The following is a 17,164-nucleotide window of genomic DNA, read 5'->3' as shown; positions in this document are numbered from 1 at the left end:
CGCTCTTCAGAGCCGCGTCGCCTCGTCGATCAGTTCCTGCGCAGCGATGTCCAGAAGCTCGTCCTCGGCGGTGCCGTCGAGCACGCGTTCCTTGCCGATCTCGAGCAGCACCGGCACAGCCAGCGGCGAGATACGGTCGAGCCGGCGATAGACGATGCGGCCCTTGGCGCGCTTCAGCAGGTCGCCCAGCCGCTTGAGGTCCGCAAGCTGCCAGGCCGCATCCTGGCGCGTGGCGCGCAACAGGATGTGGTTGGGCTCGTGCTGGCGCAGCGTGTCGTAGATCAGGTCCGAGCTGAACGTGACCTGGCGGCGCGACTTCTCCTCGCCGGGAAAGCGCCGCTCGATCAGCCCGGCGATCACCGCGACGTTGCGGAACGAGCGCCGCAGCATGCTCGATTCGTCCATCCACGTCTCGAGATCGTCGCCCAGCATGTCCTCGTCGAACAATTCCTCGAGCTGCTTCGGCGAGGCCGGCCGCAAGCCCCAGAGGCCCAGCACATAGTCGGTGGCGACGAAGCCCAGTGGCCGCAGGCCCATGCGCTCCATGCGGCGCGTCAGCAGCATGCCCAGCGTCTGGTGCGCGTTGCGGCCTTCGAAGCAATAGGCGACCAGGAACTGCTTGCCGCCGCGCGGGAAACCCTCGACGAGCAATTTGTCGGCCGGCGGCAGCATCGAGCGGAAAACCTGGATGCGCAGCCACTCCTGCACCTCGGCCGGCAGCTTGGGATGCTTCAGCGGATCCTGCAGGATGCCGCGCACCCGGTTGGCGAGGAAGGTCGAGAGCGGCAGCCTCCCGCCACCATAGGCCGGCACCTTGGGATCGCCACCGGTGGCCGGCGAACAGATCGCCGCCAGTTCCTTGACGCCCTCGAAGCGCAGCAGGCGCCCCGCGAACACGAACGTGTCGCCCGGCACCAGCCCCTGCACGAAGCCCTCCTCGACCTCGCCCAGCACGGGCCCGCGCCGCAGCCGCACCTTCATCAGGGGCAGCTCGACAATGGTGCCGACATTCATGCGGAACTGCTTGGCCACCATCGGCGAGGCCAGCATCCACCGCCCGTCGGGCAGTTGCTTCAGCCGGTGCCAGCGATCGTAGGCTGCAAGCGCATAGCCACCGGTCGCAACGAAGTCGAACGTGTCGTCGAAATCCTTGCGTGGCAGGTCGCGATAGGGCTGCGCCCGGCGCACCTCGGCGAAAAAGGCCTCACGGTCGATCGGCTGGGCGCAGGCGGAACCCACGATGTGCTGCGCCAGCACGTCGAGACAGGGCGGCCGTGGCGGATCGCCGTCCAGCTCGCGCGCCTCGACGGCCTCCAGCGCCGCCAGCGATTCCAGCACCTCGAAACGATTGGCCGGCGCGATCATGGCGCGGCTGGGCTCGTCGAGCCGATGGTTGGCGCGGCCGATGCGCTGCATCAGGCGGCTGACGCCCTTGGGCGCGCCCATCTGGATGACGAGGTCGACGTCGCCCCAGTCGATGCCGAGGTCGAGCGACGAGGTCGCCACCACCGCGCGCAGCTTGCCCGCGGCCATCGCCGCCTCGACCTTGCGGCGCTGCTCGACGGCCAGCGACCCGTGATGCAGGCCGATCGACAGATTGTCGTCGTTGATGCGCCACAACGCATCGAAGGCCAACTCCGCCTGGGCGCGCGTGTTCACGAAGATGATCGACGTCCTGTGCTGGCGGATGATGTTGTAGATCTCCGGCACCGCATGGCGCCCCATGTGCCCGCCCCACGGCAGCCGCTCGTGCGCGTCGATGATCGACACGACCGGCGGCGCGCCGGGCTCGCCCATCACGATCTCGAGCGGATCGTCGCGCAGATTGAGGAACCCGGCGAGCGCTGGCGGATCGGCAACGGTGGCCGAAAGGCCGACGAAGCGCGCCTGCGGCGCCAAGGTCGCCAGCCGCGACAGGCAGAGCGCCAGGTGATGGCCGCGCTTGCTGGTCGCGAAAGCGTGCAGCTCGTCGATGATCACGCATTTGAGGCTGGCGAAGAACTTCGCCGCATCGAGATAGGAGAGCAGCAGCGCCAGCGATTCCGGCGTCGTCATCAGCAGGTCGGGTGGCCGCTCGCGCTGACGCAGGCGGCGACTCTGCGGCGTGTCGCCGGTCCGGCTCTCCGCCCGCACCGGCAGCCGCATCTCGGCCAGCGGCTGTTCGAGGTTGCGACGGATGTCGGTGGCCAGCGCCTTCAGCGGCGAGATGTAGAGCGTGTGCAGCTCCCCTTGCCCTTTCTTGTAGGCTAGGTCCTCCCCGGCCTGCCGCCTTTCCGTGAGTTCGATCAGTGACGGAAGGAAGCCCGCCAGCGTCTTGCCGCCGCCTGTCGGCGCGATCAGCAGCGCGCTCTTGCCCTGTCGCGCCAGTTCGACAAGCGCGAGCTGATGCGGCCGCGGCGCCCAGCCGCGACTCTCGAACCAGCGTGCAAACAGGTCGGGAATCCCCATATCTGTTGGGTAGGATGCAGCAAGGCTCATGGCAACCGAGACCCTAAATCCCCGTAAGTGGCTCTATCCGACGCCGCGCGGCCTCTATTGCGAGCCCGGTGACTTCTATGTCGATCCGGCCTTCGCGGTGCCGCGCGCGGTGATCACGCATGGGCATGGCGATCATGCGCGGCCGGGCCACCGCAGGGCGCTGGCCACGCCGGAGACGCTCGCGATCATGCGGACGCGTTTCCAGGACATGCCCGACACCGACCAGCAGGCGCTGAAATACGGCGAGAGCGTGCGCATCGGCGAGGTCGAGGTCGGCTTCGCGCCAGCCGGTCACATTCTCGGCTCGGCGCAGGCAGTGCTGGCATACAGGGGCCAGCGCATCGTCGTGTCGGGCGACTACAAGCGCCGGCCCGACCCGACCTGCCCGCCGTTCGAGCCCGTACCGTGCGACGTGTTCATCACCGAGGCGACCTTCGCGCTGCCGGTCTTCCATCATCCCTCCGACGCCGGCGAGATCGGCAAGCTGCTGCGCTCCGTCGCGACCTTTCCCGAGCGCACTCATCTGGTGGGCGTCTACGCGCTCGGCAAGTGCCAGCGGGTCATCCGCCTGTTGCGCGAAGCCGGCTACGATAAGCGCATCTGGCTGCATGGCGGCCTGATGTCCCTGTGCAAGCTCTACCAGGAGCATGGCGTCGATCTCGGCGACGTGGCGCCGGTCTCCGAGGCGATCCTGGAGACCTTCAAGGGGGCCATCGTGCTCTGCCCGCCCTCGGCCATCGCCGACCGCTGGTCGCGGCGCTTCGCCGATCCGATCGCCGCGGTTTGCTCGGGCTGGATGAATGTACGTGCGCGCGCGCGGCAGCGCGGTGCCGAACTGCCGCTGGTGATTTCCGACCATGCCGACTGGCCCGAACTCGCGCAGACCCTGAAGGACGTCGGCGCGCCCAAAGTATGGGTGACGCATGGCCGCGAGGAGGCGCTGGTGCACTATGCGCGCGGGCTCGGCATCGACGCCGAAGCGTTGCACCTCGCTGGCCGCGAGGAAGAGGATTCTTGATCCGTGCAGGCCTTCGCCCGCCTTCTCGACTCCCTCTCCTTCCAGCCGGCGCGAAACGCCAAGCTGCGGCTGATCGAGACCTACCTGCGAGAGGCGCCCGATCCCGACCGGGGCTGGGCGCTGGCGGCGCTGACCGGCGGGCTCGACTTTCCCTCGGCCAAGCCCGCGCTGCTGCGTGGCTTCGGCCAGGAGAAGATCGGCGAGGAGCTGTTCGCCCTCTCCTACGACTATGTCGGTGACCTCGCCGAGACACTGGCGCTGATCTGGGAGACCGATCCCGCCGCCGGGCCGCCGCCGACCCTCGCCGAAGTCGTCGAGACCTTGCAGCGCGCGACACGCACCCAGACGCCGGCGATCCTGAAGCGCTGGCTCGACGCCCTCGATTCGACCGGCCGGTGGGCTCTGTTGAAACTCCTGACCGGCGCGCTCCGGGTCGGCGTCTCGGCGCGGCTGGCCAAGCAGGCGGTCGCAAACATCGGCAACCAACCGGTCGATGCGGTCGAGGAGGTCTGGCACGGGCTGGAAGCGCCCTATCGGCCGCTGTTCGACTGGCTGCTGCACGGGGCGCCTCGGCCCAGCAGCAATGCGGGTGCGGCCTTCCTGCCCGCGATGCTGGCCAATCCCATCGACCGCAGCGAGCTAGACGCGCTCGATCCCGCGCATTTCCGGGCGGAATGGAAGTGGGACGGCATTCGCGTGCAGGTCGCCGCATCCGGCGGACTGAAGCGGCTCTACAGCCGCGCCGGCGAGGATGTCTCGGGCGCCTTCCCCGACATCATCGAAGCCATCGACTTCGAAGGCGTGTTCGACGGCGAGCTGCTGGTGCGCCGCGAGACGGCGGTGGCGCCGTTCAACGACCTGCAGCAGCGGCTGAACCGCAAGACGGTAACGCCGAAGATGCTGAAAGAGCATCCCGCGCATATCCGGCTCTACGACGTGCTGTGGCTGGAGGGACAGGATCTGCGTGGCCTTTCCTTCGACGAACGCCGCGCCCGGCTCGAAGCCTGGATGGCGCTGAAGGAGCGTCCGCGCTTCGATCTGTCGCCGCTGGTGACCTTCGCCGACTGGGCGGAGCTTGCCGCCAAGCGGGAGGAGATGCGCGCCGACGGCATCGAGGGGTTGATGCTGAAGCGCGGCGACAGCGCCTATCTCTCGGGCCGGCCCAAGGGCCCCTGGTTCAAGTGGAAGCGCGACCCCATGCTCGCGGACTGCGTGCTGATGTATGCCCAGCGCGGCCATGGCAAGCGCAGCTCCTTCTACTCGGATTTCACCTTCGGCTGCTGGCGTGACGGTTCGGCAGGTGGGCGGGAGCTGGCGCCCGTCGGCAAGGCCTATTTTGGCTTCACCGACGAGGAACTGCGCTGGCTCGACAAATGGGTGCGCGATCACACGATCAACCGCTACGGCCCGGTCCGCGAGGTCGAGCAAAAACTGGTGCTGGAGATCGCCTTCGACGGCATCGCCCGCTCGACCCGCCACAAATCGGGCGTGGCCATGCGCTTCCCGCGCATCAACCGCATCCGGATCGACAAGCCCGCGGCCGAGGCCGACGCGGTCGACAATCTCCTGCGGCTGCTGACGAAATCGGAGCCGGAATCGCCCCTTGCAGGGGGTATGTCGCATGCCCATTATCCGGGCGTCACCTTAACCGAAGAGCCATGATCGACCCGTTCGGCCGCCACATCTCCTACCTCCGCGTCTCCGTGACGGATCGCTGCGATTTCCGCTGCGTCTACTGCATGGCCGAGGACATGACCTTCCTGCCCAAGGCGGAGGTGCTGTCACTCGAGGAACTGGAGCGACTATGCACGGCGTTCATCCGCCGCGGCGTCCGGAAACTTCGACTGACCGGCGGCGAGCCGCTGGTGCGCAAGAACGTGATGTCACTGTTCCGCGGGCTCGGGAAACATCTCGAAAGCGGCGCTCTCGAAGAGCTCACCCTCACGACCAATGGCAGCCAGCTTGCCAAGTATGCGCAGGAACTGGCGGATATCGGCGTGCGCCGGGTGAACGTGTCGATGGACACGCTGGATTCGGACAAGTTCCGCCAGCTGACGCGTTGGGGCGACCTCGACCAGGTGATGCGCGGCCTCGACGCCGCCCAGCGCGCCGGGCTCGCGATCAAGATCAACGCCGTGGCGTTGCGCGGCGTCAACGACGGCGAATTCGAGGAGATGATCCGCTGGTGTCACGGCCGCGGCATGGACCTGGTCCTGATCGAGGTCATGCCGATGGGCGAGATCGGCGACGCCGCGCGGCTCGACCAGTATCTGCCGCTGTCACTGGCACGCACCGAGATTGCCCGGCACTTCACGCTGACGGAGACCGACTACCGCACCGGTGGACCCGCCCGCTACTTCAAGGTCGAAGAGACCGGCGGACGGCTGGGCTTCATCACGCCGCTCACCCACAATTTCTGCGAAAGCTGCAATCGCGTGCGCCTCACCTGCACCGGCACGCTCTACATGTGCCTGGGTCAGGAGGATGCCGCCGACCTGCGCGCGCCGCTGCGGGCGTCGGAGAGCGACGAGGTGCTGGACCGCGCCATCACCGAGGCGATCGCGCGCAAGCCCAAGGGCCACGACTTCATCATCGATCGCCGCCACAGCGGCCCCGCCGTCCCCCGCCACATGAGCGTGACCGGCGGCTGAGCTCAAGCCTCCGGGTTGCCCTTCGCATTGGCCGTCATGATCTGCGCCCGCCGCACCGCCTCGCGGTGGGAGATGTAGAGGGCGCTGGCGAAGATCACCGCCGCGCCGACGAAGGTCCAGACGTCGGGCTTCTGGAAGAACAGGAAATAACCCAGCATCGTGTTCCAGATCAGCGACAGGAAGCCGATCGGCTGCAGCAGCGTGATGTCAGCGAGCTGGTAACCCCGCTGCTGGCAGATATGGCCGAGGGTACCGGCGGCGCCGGCCAGCAGGAACCAGACGACGTCTCCCCATTGCGGCATCTGCCAGAACCACAGTGCGAACGGCAGGGCACAGGCCACGATCACGATATTCTGCCAGATCACGATGGTGGTGGCGGAATCGGTTCGGGCCAGCGCCTTGGAGATCAGGTTCGAGGCCGAGAAGATCGGCGTCGAGATCAGGATACAGATGACGCCGATATGGATGTCCCCGAAGCCCGGCCGGATGATGATCATGGCGCCGATGAAGCCCACTATGACGGCGATCCAGCGCCGCAGCCGCACCTTCTCCGAGAGGAACAGCGCGGCGCCGATCGTGACGAAGATCGGCCCTGTGAAGCCCAGCGCCGTGATCTCGGCCAGGGTGGTGAGCGGCAGCGCCACGAACCACAGCATCATGCCCATCGTATGGATGGCGCCGCGCGAGATGTGCAGGGGCAGCCGCCTGGTGTGCAGCGACCGGTAGAGGCCAAGCCGCATCACCAGCGGCACGAGAAACAGCGCGCCGAAGAAATAGCGCAGGAAGGCCATCACATAGGGATTGAGATGCTGCGCGGGAATCAGCGTGAAGACGTTGAGCAGCGCAAACAGTACGCCCGAGAATGCGACCCAGAGGATGCCGCGCAAATTCGGCGGCAGCGCGAGCCAGCGAGCAACAAGGGCGGACACGCCGCGACTATGTCACAGGCCCTGCGGCCTCGCACCATCGACGCTACGACAGCTTCCGTAAGGCGAGTGCGTGGCCCGTTCAGGCCACGACGGTGGCCGGCACCTGGTCCTCACGCAAGCGGACGACACGGGCAACCAGCTCCTCGAGATAGGGGTCGTTGATGCCCAGCGATCGCGCATGCGCGGCCGTGTTCAGAAGGTACTCGCGGCAGGCACCGCGGCGGCCCTCGGCGAAGGCGATGTGGTAGGCGGCGCGCTCGATCGGCAGGTCGCCGCAATACTGGCAATGCCCGGTCTCGACGACGAAGGTTACGGCGCTGACGGTGCGCCCGTCGCGCAGCTTGGTCGGCACCCAGCGCGGCTTGTAGAGGCCCGCCAGCATCTCGCGGTTCCACAGCAGGCCCAGTTCCTGCCGCACCAGCTCGGGCGACAGGCGATAGGCGATGCCCTCGCACTGTCCGCCGTCGGCCAGTGCCAGCATCAAGCCGGGAAGTTCGGGCGTGCCCCGGCCCATCGGCGTCCAGAAGCAGAAGGAACGGCGCCATCCCTCCACCCGGCAAGGCTGGACCTCGGCATACTCGAGCGCCGGGTTCCACATCAGCGAGCCGTAGGCGAAGATCCAGGTCTCCTCGCCCGGCGGGCGGTCGAGCAGCGCCTCGTTGAGGCTGGCCTCGCGCTCCGGCGACGACAGGAAGAAGTCGTAACCGGCGGCACGAGCGTCGGCGACGATCTGGTCGATCCGCTCCGACGAGAGGTCCTCGCGCGTCAGCAACCGCGCGCCCTCAGGTGCCGTAGACGATGGACATGGTCTCGGCCACACAGGCCGGACGCTCCTGTCCCTCGATCTCGATGGTGACCTGGTTGGTCAGGCGGACACCGCCCTTGTCCATCGGATCGGCCGCGATCAATTTGGCGCGCGCCCGTACCTTCGATCCCGCCGGGACCGGGCTGGTGAAGCGGACCTTGTTGCAGCCGTAGTTGATGCCGTTGCGCACGTTGTTGATGTGAGAAATCTGATGGCTGAGCATCGGGATCAGCGACAGGGTCAGGAAGCCGTGGGCGATCGTCTTGCCGCCCGGCATGTCCTTCTTCGCCCGTTCGACATCGACATGGATCCACTGATGATCGCCTGTCGCATCGGCGAAGAGGTTGATCCTTTCCTGGGTGACCTCGACCCAGTCACTCACGCCAATCTCCTGGCCCACGTATTTGTGCATCTCGTTCGGATGGGCGAACTCACGCTTTGCCATCTTGCCTCAGCTCCATTATTGCACTTTTAATGCAATTGACAACACAAATGCTGGCCGACGACCGCCTCTGTGCTGCTCCCCAAGTTTGTATCGTCGCGAGGTTTTGCCCATCATGCCACTCACAAGAATGCACAGGAGGAGACCCCCACATGGCGTACGAGACCGTCCTCTATGACGTCGCGGACCGCATCTGCACCATCACGCTCAACCGTCCGGAGAAGCTCAATGCCTGGACGCGGCAGATGCACCTCGACCTCAAGGACGCCATGCACAAGGCGGGCGCCGACCCCGACGTGCGGGCCATCATCCTGACCGGCGCGGGCCGTGGCTTCTGCGCCGGCGCCGACATGGGCGGCCTGCAGGCGATCGGCTCGGGGGCTTCAGCCGACCGCTCGACCAAGGCTCAGGCGGGTGTGCCGGGCGGCAGCACCCTGCCCGAATTCAAGATGAACTATTCCTATTTCCCGGCGATCCCGAAGTTCATCATCGCGGCGATCAACGGCCCGGCGGCCGGCCTCGGCATGGTGATCCCGCTCTATGCGGACCTGCGGTTCGCGGGCGAATCGGCGGTCTTCACCACCGCCTTCGCTCAGCGCGGCCTGATCGCCGAGCATGGGATCAGCTGGCTGCTGCCGCGGCTGGTCGGCCTGCCGACGGCGCTCGACCTGCTCTGCTCGGCCCGCAAGTTCAGGGCGCCCGAGGCGCTGGCGATGGGGCTCGTGAACCGGGTCATCCCCGACGACAGGCTGCTCGCCGAGGCCCGCGCCTATGCCACCCTGTTGGCCAACACGGTCTCGCCGCGGTCGGTCGCAGTGATGAAGCGCCAGCTCTGGGAAGCCCAGTTCCAGACCCTGGCCGAGGCCACTGTCCAGGCCAACCACGAGATGGAACTGTCCTTTCAGACCGCCGACTTCAAGGAAGGCGTCGCCCACTACCTCGAGAAGCGCGCCGCGCGATTCACAGGGAACTAGGGCTAAACCTTCTCCGTCTGGCCGGCCTTCGGCTGCCAGGTCATGAGACGCCGCTCGACGGTGCCGACCAGGCCGTCAAGCACAAGGGCGAAGGCGGTCAGGACAAGAATGCCGGCGAACACGGTGTTGATGTCGAACGTGCCTTCGGCCTGGAGGATCAGGTAGCCCACGCCCATCGACGAGCCGAGATACTCGCCCACCACGGCGCCGACGAAGGCGAGGCCCACCGCGTTGTGCAGGCTGGCGAACACCCAGCTCATCGCGCTCGGCAGGTAGATCGACCGCAGGAGCTGCCGCTGCGAGGCGCCCAGCATGCGCGCGTTGGCGATCAGGTTGGGGCTGACCTCGCGCACGCCCTGGTAGACGTTGAAGAACACCACGAAGAAGACGAGCGTAACCCCCAGCGCCACCTTCGACCAGATCCCGAGCCCGAACCACACGGCGAAGATCGGCGCCAGCACGACCCTCGGCATCGAATTAAAGCCCTTGATATAGGGATCCATAATCGCCGACGCGGTGGGAGACAGCGCCAACCACAGGCCGACACCGAGCCCGAAGGATGCACCAATGAAGAAGCCCAGCGCCGTCTCCAGCAGCGTGACGCCGAGATGGGGGAAAATCTCGCCCGTCGCGAACCAGTCGACGACGACACCGAAAACCTTCTGTGGCTCGCCGAAGAAGAAGGCGGCACGGTTGTCCTGCTCGAAATAGAAGGGCGGGATCAGGCCGGGTGCCGTCATCGCGTACCAGATGGTGATCAGGACCGCGAGCACGAGCAGTTGCAGGGCGCGCAGCTGCATCTCAGCCCACCTTCTGGCGTTGATAGGCCTTCAGGACCTCCTCCTTCATGGCGCCCCAGATCTCGCGATGGAGCGCGAGGAACGCCGGCGTCATGCGGATCTCCTGCACGTCGCGTGGACGCGGCAGATCCACCTTGAAGTCGCCGATTGGCCGTGTCGCCGGGCCGGCCGAGAGCACGACCACGCGATCGGACAACGCGATCGCCTCCTCGAGGTCATGCGTGATGAACAGCACCGACTTGCGGTCCTGCGCCCAGAGGTCGAGCAGCTCGTTCTCCATGAGCTGGCGGGTCTGGACGTCGAGCGCGGAGAAAGGCTCGTCCATGAGCAGGATGTCGGGGCTCAGGATCAGGGTCTGGGCCAGGGCCAGTCGCTTGCGCATGCCGCCCGACATCTGGTGCGGATAACGGTCGCCGAAGCCCGCAAGACCGACCCGGCGCAACCACTCCTCGCCCTGCACCCTCGCCTCGCTGCGCGACATACCGCGGAACTCGAGACCCGCCACGACATTGTCGAACCCGGTCCGCCAAGGCATCAGCGCGTCGGCCTGGAACATATAGCCCGCGCGGCGGTTCACGCCGTCCGCCGCGTGGAGGCGCTGGCCGAAAACCTCTACCGACCCAGCCGAGGGATCGAGCAGCCCGGCCGCAACGTTCAGCAGGGTCGACTTGCCGCAGCCGGTCGGACCGACGACGGAGACGAACTCCCCCGCTTCGATCGTCAGCGTCGTGTCGGCAACGGCCGTATAGCCCTCGCCCCTTCCGTCACGGTCCGCGAAGCGACAAGTGACGTTTGCCAGCCGCAGCGCCGGCACACCATTGGTATTCACGCCGGTTAGCTGCGCTTGCCGGCCCGCTGGGCGAACTCGTTGGTCCAGGTGTCGGCGAGCTTGATCTTGGCCGGCTCGATCTTGGGGTCACCCTCGGCCAGGAACTTGAGGCAGTTGGCCGGGCCGTCCGAAGGCATGACGCCGTCCGGCGAGATGGTGTCGCGCACGTTGGCGAAGGCCTTCTCGTAGATCGCGCGGTCGCCCAGCAGGAAGGCTTCCGGCACGGTTGCCGCCACGTCGGCCGGGCTGGCCGTCTGCAGCCACTGATCCGCCCGCACGATGCCGCTCGCAAGAGCCTGCGCCGTTCCCGGCGTCTTCTTGAGAAGATCGGGCTGGGCATAGAGGCAGGCCGCCGGCATCGAGCCGCCGAACAGTTCCTGGTTCCCCTTCATCGTGCGGGTATCGACCATGATCTTGATCGCGCCCTTCTCCTGCAGGATCGTCAGCGCGGGATCCGCCTGGGACACGCCATCGACCTCGCCCTTCTCGATGGCCGCGACCACGGATGCGCCGGCGCCGACGCCGATTGCCACGATATCCGTCGGCTTCAGCCCACCCTTGGCGGCCCAGTTGTTGACCAGCATGTGCGTCTGGGAGCCGGGCGCCGTGACGCCGAACTTCATGCCCTTGATGTCGGCCGGTCCCTTGACCTTGGCGGCGACATCCGTGCGCAGACCGATCGCAAGCTGCATGCCGCGGCCAATCAAGGCGAAGCCGACGATGGGCTGGCCACGCTGCTGCATGCGGATCGTGTGCTCGTAGGCGCCGGCGACCACGTCGGCACTGCCGCCCATCAGGGCCTGCAGCGACTTGGCGCCGCCCTGGAAGTCGTTGATCTCGACGTCGAGGCCGGCTTCCTTGAAGAAGCCCTTGCGCTCAGCGATGGTCAGCGAAAGGTAATAGAGGGCGGACTTGCCGCCGACAGCCAGGATGACCTTGCTCTTCTCGGGCTTGGTCTGGGCCCGCGCGACATGGGGCGCCGCCAGTACGATCGGGGCGGCCGCCAGCAAGGTCCGGCGCCGCATCTGCAGCTTGGTCATCATTTCCTCCGCGACAGGTTTGTTTTCCGGCAGCTTGCCGCAAGCCAACCGTTGCGGCAACCGATCCGGAGCGAACGTCAAAACATCCCGTTCGGATTCGCGGCCTTTTCCGGCACGATCTGCAACACGTCCCAATGCTCGACGATCTTGCCCTCGTCATCCAGGCGGAAGATGTCGATGCCTGCCCAGACGTGATCGCCGGGCCAGTCCTGACGGCAGTGCAGAACGACGAGATTGCCTTCGGCAATTACCCGCCTGAATTCGACGCGCTTGCCGGGGTATTCACGAGCGGCTTCCTCGAAATAGGCGATGAAGCCCTGCTTGCCGCTCGCGACCCCGGGATTGTGCTGGATGTAGTCGGCACCGACATAGCGCTCGACCGCCTCGCGCGGACGACACTGATTGAACATCAGGTCATAAAATTCCCTGACCGTCCGCTTGTTGCGCTCGAGCCGCTCGTCCACGGGAGGCTCCCGCCTACTTGAACTTACGCTCCTGCCACCACGGGAAGTAGGACGGCATACCGTCGCTCACCTTCATGGGGAAGCGGGCCGGGCGCTTCTCGAGGAAGGCGGTCACGCCTTCCTTTACGTCTTCAGACTTGCCGCGCGAGTAGATGCCCTTGGAATCGACCTTGTGCGCTTCCATCGGATGATCCGCGCCCAGCATCTTCCAGATCATCTGCCGGTTCAGCGCGACCGAGACCGGCGCGGTGTTGTCGGCGATCTCGCGGGCCAGCGCATAGGCGGCCGGCAGGAGATCGTCGGCCTTGTGGATCGAGCGCACGAGACGGCCGTTCAGCGCCTCCTCGGCCGAAAAGACGCGGCCGGTCATCACCCATTCCAGCGCCTGCTGCGGCCCGACGAGGCGCGGCAGGAACCAGCTTGAGCAGGCCTCCATCACGATGGCGCGGCGGGTGAAGACGAAACCGTAGCGCGCCGCCTCGGACGCGAGGCGGATGTCCATGGCGAGCTGCATGGTGATGCCAACGCCGACCGCCGGGCCGTTGCAGGCGGCAATGGTGGGCTTCAGCGATTCGTAGAGACGCAGGGTGAACAGACCGCCACCATCGCGATGACCGTCGAGGCCGGGATCGACCGGCCCGCGATTCTCGGCATTGAAGGTATTGGCGCCGCCCGACAGGTCGGCTCCTGCACAGAAGCCGCGGCCCGCGCCGGTGAATACGACCGCTCGCACATCGTCGTCGCGGTCGGCGCGGTCCATCGCGTCGAGCAGTTCCGACAGCATCTTGCCGGTGAAGGCATTGAGCTTGTCGGGGCGGTTCAGGGTGATGGTGAGGATCCCTTCCCTGGTCTCGTATTTGATCTGCTCGTAGTTCACGGGGACGTCCCTCTCAGGTCTGGTTGATGAGAACGACGCCGCCCACGATCAGCGCGATGCCGCCGATCTGCTTGATGCCGAAGGCCTCGCCGAAAAGGAAGTGCCCGAGCACTGCAACGATCGCATAGGAGAGCGACACGCTGGGAAAGGCGACAGAAACCGGAATTTTGCGCAGCGCGACGATGTAAAGGAACGCGGCGGACCCGTAGAGCGCCAGCCCCATGATGGTGGAGGGGCGGAAGAGCTGGCTTACGAAGTCCGGCGCATCGGCACCCGCCTTGAGCAGCATCTGGCCGCCGATGCCGGTCAGTATCCCGATCCCCAGCGCCACGTAGTAGATCGTCATCCTTCAGCTCTCCCTGCGGTCCTGCTCGTGCGACGGCTCGCGATGCGGCTGGCCGGCCGCCCGCGTATCGACCTTCGGCCGCTCGATGTCGAGCCCCCCGTCTCCAGGACCGCGGCGGAACACTTCCCGCACGAGGTATTGCGGCTTGCGGTTCACGGCCAGGAACATGCTGCCGAGATACTCTCCGATCATGCCGATCACGAGCAGCTGCACTCCCGCCAGCACCAGCACCGCGACCATCAGCGAGGCCCAGCCCTGCGGCGGCTTGTCGGAGACGATCGCCTCGACGATCGTAATGCCGGCAGCGAGGGCACCCAGCGCGCCGAACACGAGGCCGAGGATCGTCGCAATACGGAGCGGCATGACCGAGAAATTCAGGAACATCGCCAGCCACAGGCGCAGCAGGCGGCGCAGCGTGTAGTTCGAGCGCCCTTCCGCGCGCGGCAGGTGATTGACCTGCAGGCGGCTCACGTTCTGGGTGATCTGGAAGATCAGGCCGTCGACATAGGGCGCCGGCCCCTCGTAACTCGACACCACCCGCTGGCGCAGGAAGCTCGAAACGCAGCGGAAGCTCGAGAGGTAGAGGCCGGGCGGCTTGTCGATCAGCTTGTCGGCGCACCAGTTGGTGAAGCGGCTGCCGAGATTGCGCCAGGCGGCGTGCTTCTTCTCTTCGTAGTAGGTGTAGACTGCATCATAGTTGCCGTCGCGCGCATGCTCGAACAGGCGACGGACTTCCTCGGGCGGGTTTTGCAGGTCGTCGTCCATGGTGATCGTGTATGCGCCGCGCGCCCGCGCGAAGCCCGCCATGACCGCGTTGTGCTCGCCGAAATTGCGGCTGAGGCTCAGCACCGTCACCGGCGCCCCGGGTTCGGCCGCGAGCTGCTTGCAGACATCGAGGCTATTGTCGGGACTGCCGTCGACCACCAGGACGATCTCCAGCCCGCCCTCGATCTCCAGCGCGCGGAGCGCCTTCACCAGTTCGCCGACCGTCGCCGCACCGTTGTAAACCGGCACGACGATCGAAAGAGCCGGCGCATTACCCAAAGTCTCAAGCATCACGCACCGCCACGATCATGAGGGAACCGCCGAACGGCAGGCTGAGCCCGGCGCCGATGGCGGCGCGCTCGATGGCGAGCGCAGTGGAGAAGATGGTGTCGAGCCAGCGCGGATAGTCGCGCACATCGCTCTCCGCGTCGTCGCGCTCGACCAGCCGGTGGAGGAGCATCAGGGGAAAGAGGAGCGTGTTCCAATAGCTCGCCCGGAGGATACGGAAGCCCGGTGCGGCGATCAGGGCGCGCGCCTCGCCGCGGGTGAAGCGGCGGGCATTGTGGACGCGCCTGTCGTGCGCCGACAGCATCCAGGAATAGGCCGGTAGATTGAAGACCGCGATCGCGCCTGGCCCGAGGCAACGATGCGCCTCTTTCAGGGCGCGCGCGGGTTCCACATTGGCGTGACACAGGACATCCAGCGAGACATAGCCGCCCAAGGTTCCGTCTCCGAGCGGCATTTCATTGACCGAGCCCGACAGGACGGGCCGCCCGGCCTTCGATTTCGCCATGCCGGCGGCTACGGGATCGTATTCAAGGCCGATGGTCGGCCGGCCGGCGACGTCCGGGCCCAACACGCGCAGCATGCCGCCAGTGCCGCATCCAGCATCGAGGACCGGGCCGCCGGCCCTGGACCGCGACAGCGCCCGGGCAAGCTGGTCTGTCACCAGCCTCCGCAGGCCGCGATACCACCACATGCGATCTTCGACCGCATGCATAAGCTCGTATTCGGCCCGTTCCACGAAGCGGCCTCTCTCCCGGGAAGTCTCCTCTTCCCGTCCGCTTATGATATCTTCGCCCCGCCTTGCCAACCGTTCAGACCAAACCTCCGACGATCCCGCCGCGTGTCGAGCAGCTCCTGCTGGTCCCGCTGTTCGCGCTGCCGATCCTCTGGCTCGCCGGATACTTCTTTCCACCTATCAACCACGATGTCGCCGCCATCCTCGACGTGTCGACGCGCTGGATCGGCGGCGAGAAGCTCTATGTCGAGGTGCTCGACGAGAACCTGCCGCTTACCTTCATCGTGCACGGACTGCCCGTGCTGACGGCAAAGCTGCTGCCTGGAACAGTGGCATTCTGGTTCACGACCTGGGTCGTGGCAGGCATCTTTGCCTCGTTCTGGGCCTGCCGGCGGCTGATCCATCTCGTGCCCTCGGCCGATCACGCGCTCACCGAGGCGCTGCTGCCGCCGGTGCTGCTGTTCCTGTTCACGGTGCTGCCCAACGAGCATTTCGGCCAGCGCGAACACATCATGTTCGTGGCCTGCGCGCCCTACCTGGTCGCCTCGATGGCGCGCGCCGAGGGCGTGAACCCGTCGCGCTTCGCCTCTGTCATGGTGGGCCTCGTGGCCGGTGTGGCGCTGGCCATGAAGCCGCACTATCTCGCCATCCCGGCCGCGGTCGAACTCTACCTGCTGGTCCGGCGCGGCGTGCGCCCGACCTTCACAGATCCCATCCCCTGGGCGATCGGCCTGCTCGCGGTGGCGCACCTCGCTCTGATGTACCTGGTGTTCCCCGAGTTCGGCCATTTCGTGCTGCCGCTGGCGGTCGAGGCCTATGCGCCGATCGGCGATTCGGGCTGGCGCGAGGTGCTGACCAGCAACGTTCTCGGCCCCACCCTGCTGGCGCTGGCGATCTTCGGCCTGCTGGCCATCGTCTTCACCAAGACCATCGCCGCACGCGTCCTCGTGGTGTTCGGCGTGGGCGCCGCCCTCTCGGCCATCGGCCAGGCCAAGGGCTGGCCCTATCACGTGCTGCCGGCGCTTTCGGCCGCGATCCTGCTCGCGGCGCTCACCGTCTCGCAGACCGTCGACCGCTACCTGCCGATCAGCCGCAGCGCCCACCGCCTGCCGGTGGCGGTGATCTGCGCCACCTTCATGGTGCTGCTCTACTTCCAGGCCGCTCTCTACACGCCACCCTTCTACAAGCAGCGCCAGTTCGAGGCATCCATCGGTGGCCGGCTGCAGCACATCATCGAGCAGAACGCGCCGCACCGGACAATCCTCGTCCTGTCACCGGGCATCTACCCGTTCTGGCCGATGATCAATTATATCGGCGGCCGCATGACGACGCGGTTCCTGACGATGTGGGTGCTGCAGGGCGTCTACGCGACCTGCGACGACTTCCCTGCCCTCTACAATCCGCCCGACACGATGGGCGACTCCGAGAAGTTCGTGTTCGATACGGTGAGCGAGGACTTCGCCCGCGAGCATCCCGACCTGCTGATCGTCGACCGGATCGCCGGCGTGCCGCGCTGCCAGGGCAAGGAGTTCGACTATCTCGAATACTTCCTGCAGAACCGGGTGTTCGCCGACGCCTTCGAGAACTACGAACACCTGATGGATTTCGACCGCTACCGGATCTACCGGCGGAAGAAGCTGAAGAAATAATGTCGCCCTTGGCGAAGCGAAGGACCTGACGGAACGACCGAAGTACTCCCTGGCGGACGTGAGATCCTTCGCTTCG

At 66.4% G+C, this 17,164-nt stretch carries 17 protein-coding genes; 5 read left to right on the top strand and 12 right to left on the bottom strand.

Translation table 11 applies throughout. The features are described from left to right. Nucleotides 1-6 precede the first annotated feature (6 nt). Nucleotides 7-2,448 (bottom strand): ligase-associated DNA damage response DEXH box helicase, encoded by a 2,442-nt coding sequence (locus EPO41_RS04380; RefSeq protein ID WP_296320970.1) that lies wholly within the window; start codon nt 2,446-2,448, stop codon nt 7-9. Nucleotides 2,449-2,476: 28 nt separating this feature from the next. On the opposite strand from EPO41_RS04380, the gene EPO41_RS04375 reads away from it, so the two are divergent. From EPO41_RS04375 to moaA, 3 genes are read left to right on the top strand one after another with little or no spacing between them, the layout of a single operon-like run. Beyond that, nucleotides 2,477-3,496, top strand: a complete 1,020-nt coding sequence (locus EPO41_RS04375) for a ligase-associated DNA damage response exonuclease (protein ID WP_296320967.1) — start codon at nt 2,477-2,479, stop codon at nt 3,494-3,496. A gap of 3 nt (nt 3,497-3,499) precedes the next feature. Continuing rightward, nucleotides 3,500-5,158 (top strand): cisplatin damage response ATP-dependent DNA ligase, encoded by a 1,659-nt coding sequence (locus tag EPO41_RS04370; RefSeq protein WP_296320963.1) that lies wholly within the window; start codon nt 3,500-3,502, stop codon nt 5,156-5,158. Next, entirely contained in the window at nt 5,155-6,147 is a 993-nt protein-coding gene (gene moaA, locus EPO41_RS04365) for a GTP 3',8-cyclase MoaA (protein WP_296320959.1), read from the top strand. The genes EPO41_RS04370 and moaA overlap by 4 nt, the downstream gene beginning before the upstream one ends. 2 nt (nt 6,148-6,149) lie before the next feature. On the opposite strand, the gene EPO41_RS04360 is transcribed toward moaA, so the two are convergent. The 3 genes from EPO41_RS04360 to EPO41_RS04350 all read right to left on the bottom strand — a co-directional run bounded on the left by EPO41_RS04360 (nt 6,150) and on the right by EPO41_RS04350 (nt 8,326). After that, nucleotides 6,150-7,076 carry a DMT family transporter gene (locus EPO41_RS04360; protein WP_296320955.1) on the bottom strand — a complete coding sequence of 309 codons (927 nt, stop codon included), beginning with the start codon at nt 7,074-7,076 and terminating at the stop codon, nt 6,150-6,152. Nucleotides 7,077-7,155: 79 nt separating this feature from the next. Beyond that, nucleotides 7,156-7,848, bottom strand: coding sequence for a gamma-glutamylcyclotransferase (locus EPO41_RS04355; RefSeq protein ID WP_296320953.1), 693 nt, complete (start codon nt 7,846-7,848; stop codon nt 7,156-7,158). A 10-nt stretch (nt 7,849-7,858) separates the two neighbouring features. After that, entirely contained in the window at nt 7,859-8,326 is a 468-nt protein-coding gene (locus EPO41_RS04350; RefSeq protein WP_296320950.1) for a MaoC family dehydratase, read from the bottom strand. A 149-nt stretch (nt 8,327-8,475) separates the two neighbouring features. Between EPO41_RS04350 and EPO41_RS04345 the strand changes: the two genes are divergently transcribed. Then, a complete protein-coding gene (locus tag EPO41_RS04345) occupies nt 8,476-9,297 on the top strand; it encodes an enoyl-CoA hydratase (protein WP_296320946.1) in 822 nt (273 codons plus the stop codon). A 2-nt stretch (nt 9,298-9,299) separates the two neighbouring features. Here the strand turns inward: EPO41_RS04345 and EPO41_RS04340 are convergent, their stop codons facing one another. From EPO41_RS04340 to EPO41_RS04305, 8 genes are all read right to left on the bottom strand, one after another. Continuing rightward, nucleotides 9,300-10,097, bottom strand: a complete 798-nt coding sequence (locus EPO41_RS04340; RefSeq protein WP_296320944.1) for an ABC transporter permease — start codon at nt 10,095-10,097, stop codon at nt 9,300-9,302. Between the two features lies 1 nt (nt 10,098). Continuing rightward, entirely contained in the window at nt 10,099-10,896 is a 798-nt protein-coding gene (locus EPO41_RS04335; RefSeq protein WP_296321173.1) for an ABC transporter ATP-binding protein, read from the bottom strand. A 35-nt stretch (nt 10,897-10,931) separates the two neighbouring features. Continuing rightward, complete coding sequence (locus tag EPO41_RS04330; RefSeq protein ID WP_296320941.1) at nt 10,932-11,969, bottom strand: ABC transporter substrate-binding protein; 1,038 nt, start codon at nt 11,967-11,969, stop codon at nt 10,932-10,934. Between the two features lie 74 nt (nt 11,970-12,043). After that, a complete protein-coding gene (locus tag EPO41_RS04325) occupies nt 12,044-12,430 on the bottom strand; it encodes a nuclear transport factor 2 family protein (protein ID WP_296320939.1) in 387 nt (128 codons plus the stop codon). 13 nt (nt 12,431-12,443) lie between these two features. Continuing rightward, a complete protein-coding gene (locus EPO41_RS04320; protein ID WP_296320936.1) occupies nt 12,444-13,307 on the bottom strand; it encodes a crotonase/enoyl-CoA hydratase family protein in 864 nt (287 codons plus the stop codon). A 13-nt stretch (nt 13,308-13,320) separates the two neighbouring features. Continuing rightward, nucleotides 13,321-13,653, bottom strand: a complete 333-nt coding sequence (locus EPO41_RS04315; RefSeq protein ID WP_296320933.1) for an EamA family transporter — start codon at nt 13,651-13,653, stop codon at nt 13,321-13,323. Nucleotides 13,654-13,656: 3 nt separating this feature from the next. Then, complete coding sequence (locus EPO41_RS04310; protein WP_296320931.1) at nt 13,657-14,709, bottom strand: glycosyltransferase family 2 protein; 1,053 nt, start codon at nt 14,707-14,709, stop codon at nt 13,657-13,659. Continuing rightward, nucleotides 14,702-15,442, bottom strand: coding sequence for a class I SAM-dependent methyltransferase (locus tag EPO41_RS04305; protein WP_296320928.1), 741 nt, complete (start codon nt 15,440-15,442; stop codon nt 14,702-14,704). The genes EPO41_RS04310 and EPO41_RS04305 overlap by 8 nt, the downstream gene beginning before the upstream one ends. A 62-nt stretch (nt 15,443-15,504) precedes the next feature. On the opposite strand from EPO41_RS04305, the gene EPO41_RS04300 reads away from it, so the two are divergent. After that, nucleotides 15,505-17,088, top strand: coding sequence for a hypothetical protein (locus tag EPO41_RS04300; RefSeq protein ID WP_296320925.1), 1,584 nt, complete (start codon nt 15,505-15,507; stop codon nt 17,086-17,088). Nucleotides 17,089-17,164 lie beyond the last annotated feature (76 nt).

Source organism: Reyranella sp., assembly GCF_004297265.1.
In the GTDB taxonomy this organism is placed as follows: domain Bacteria; phylum Pseudomonadota; class Alphaproteobacteria; order Reyranellales; family Reyranellaceae; genus Reyranella.
The sequence above is the reverse complement of the archived record's forward strand: the minus strand, read 5'-3'. Positions and strand labels throughout refer to the sequence as shown.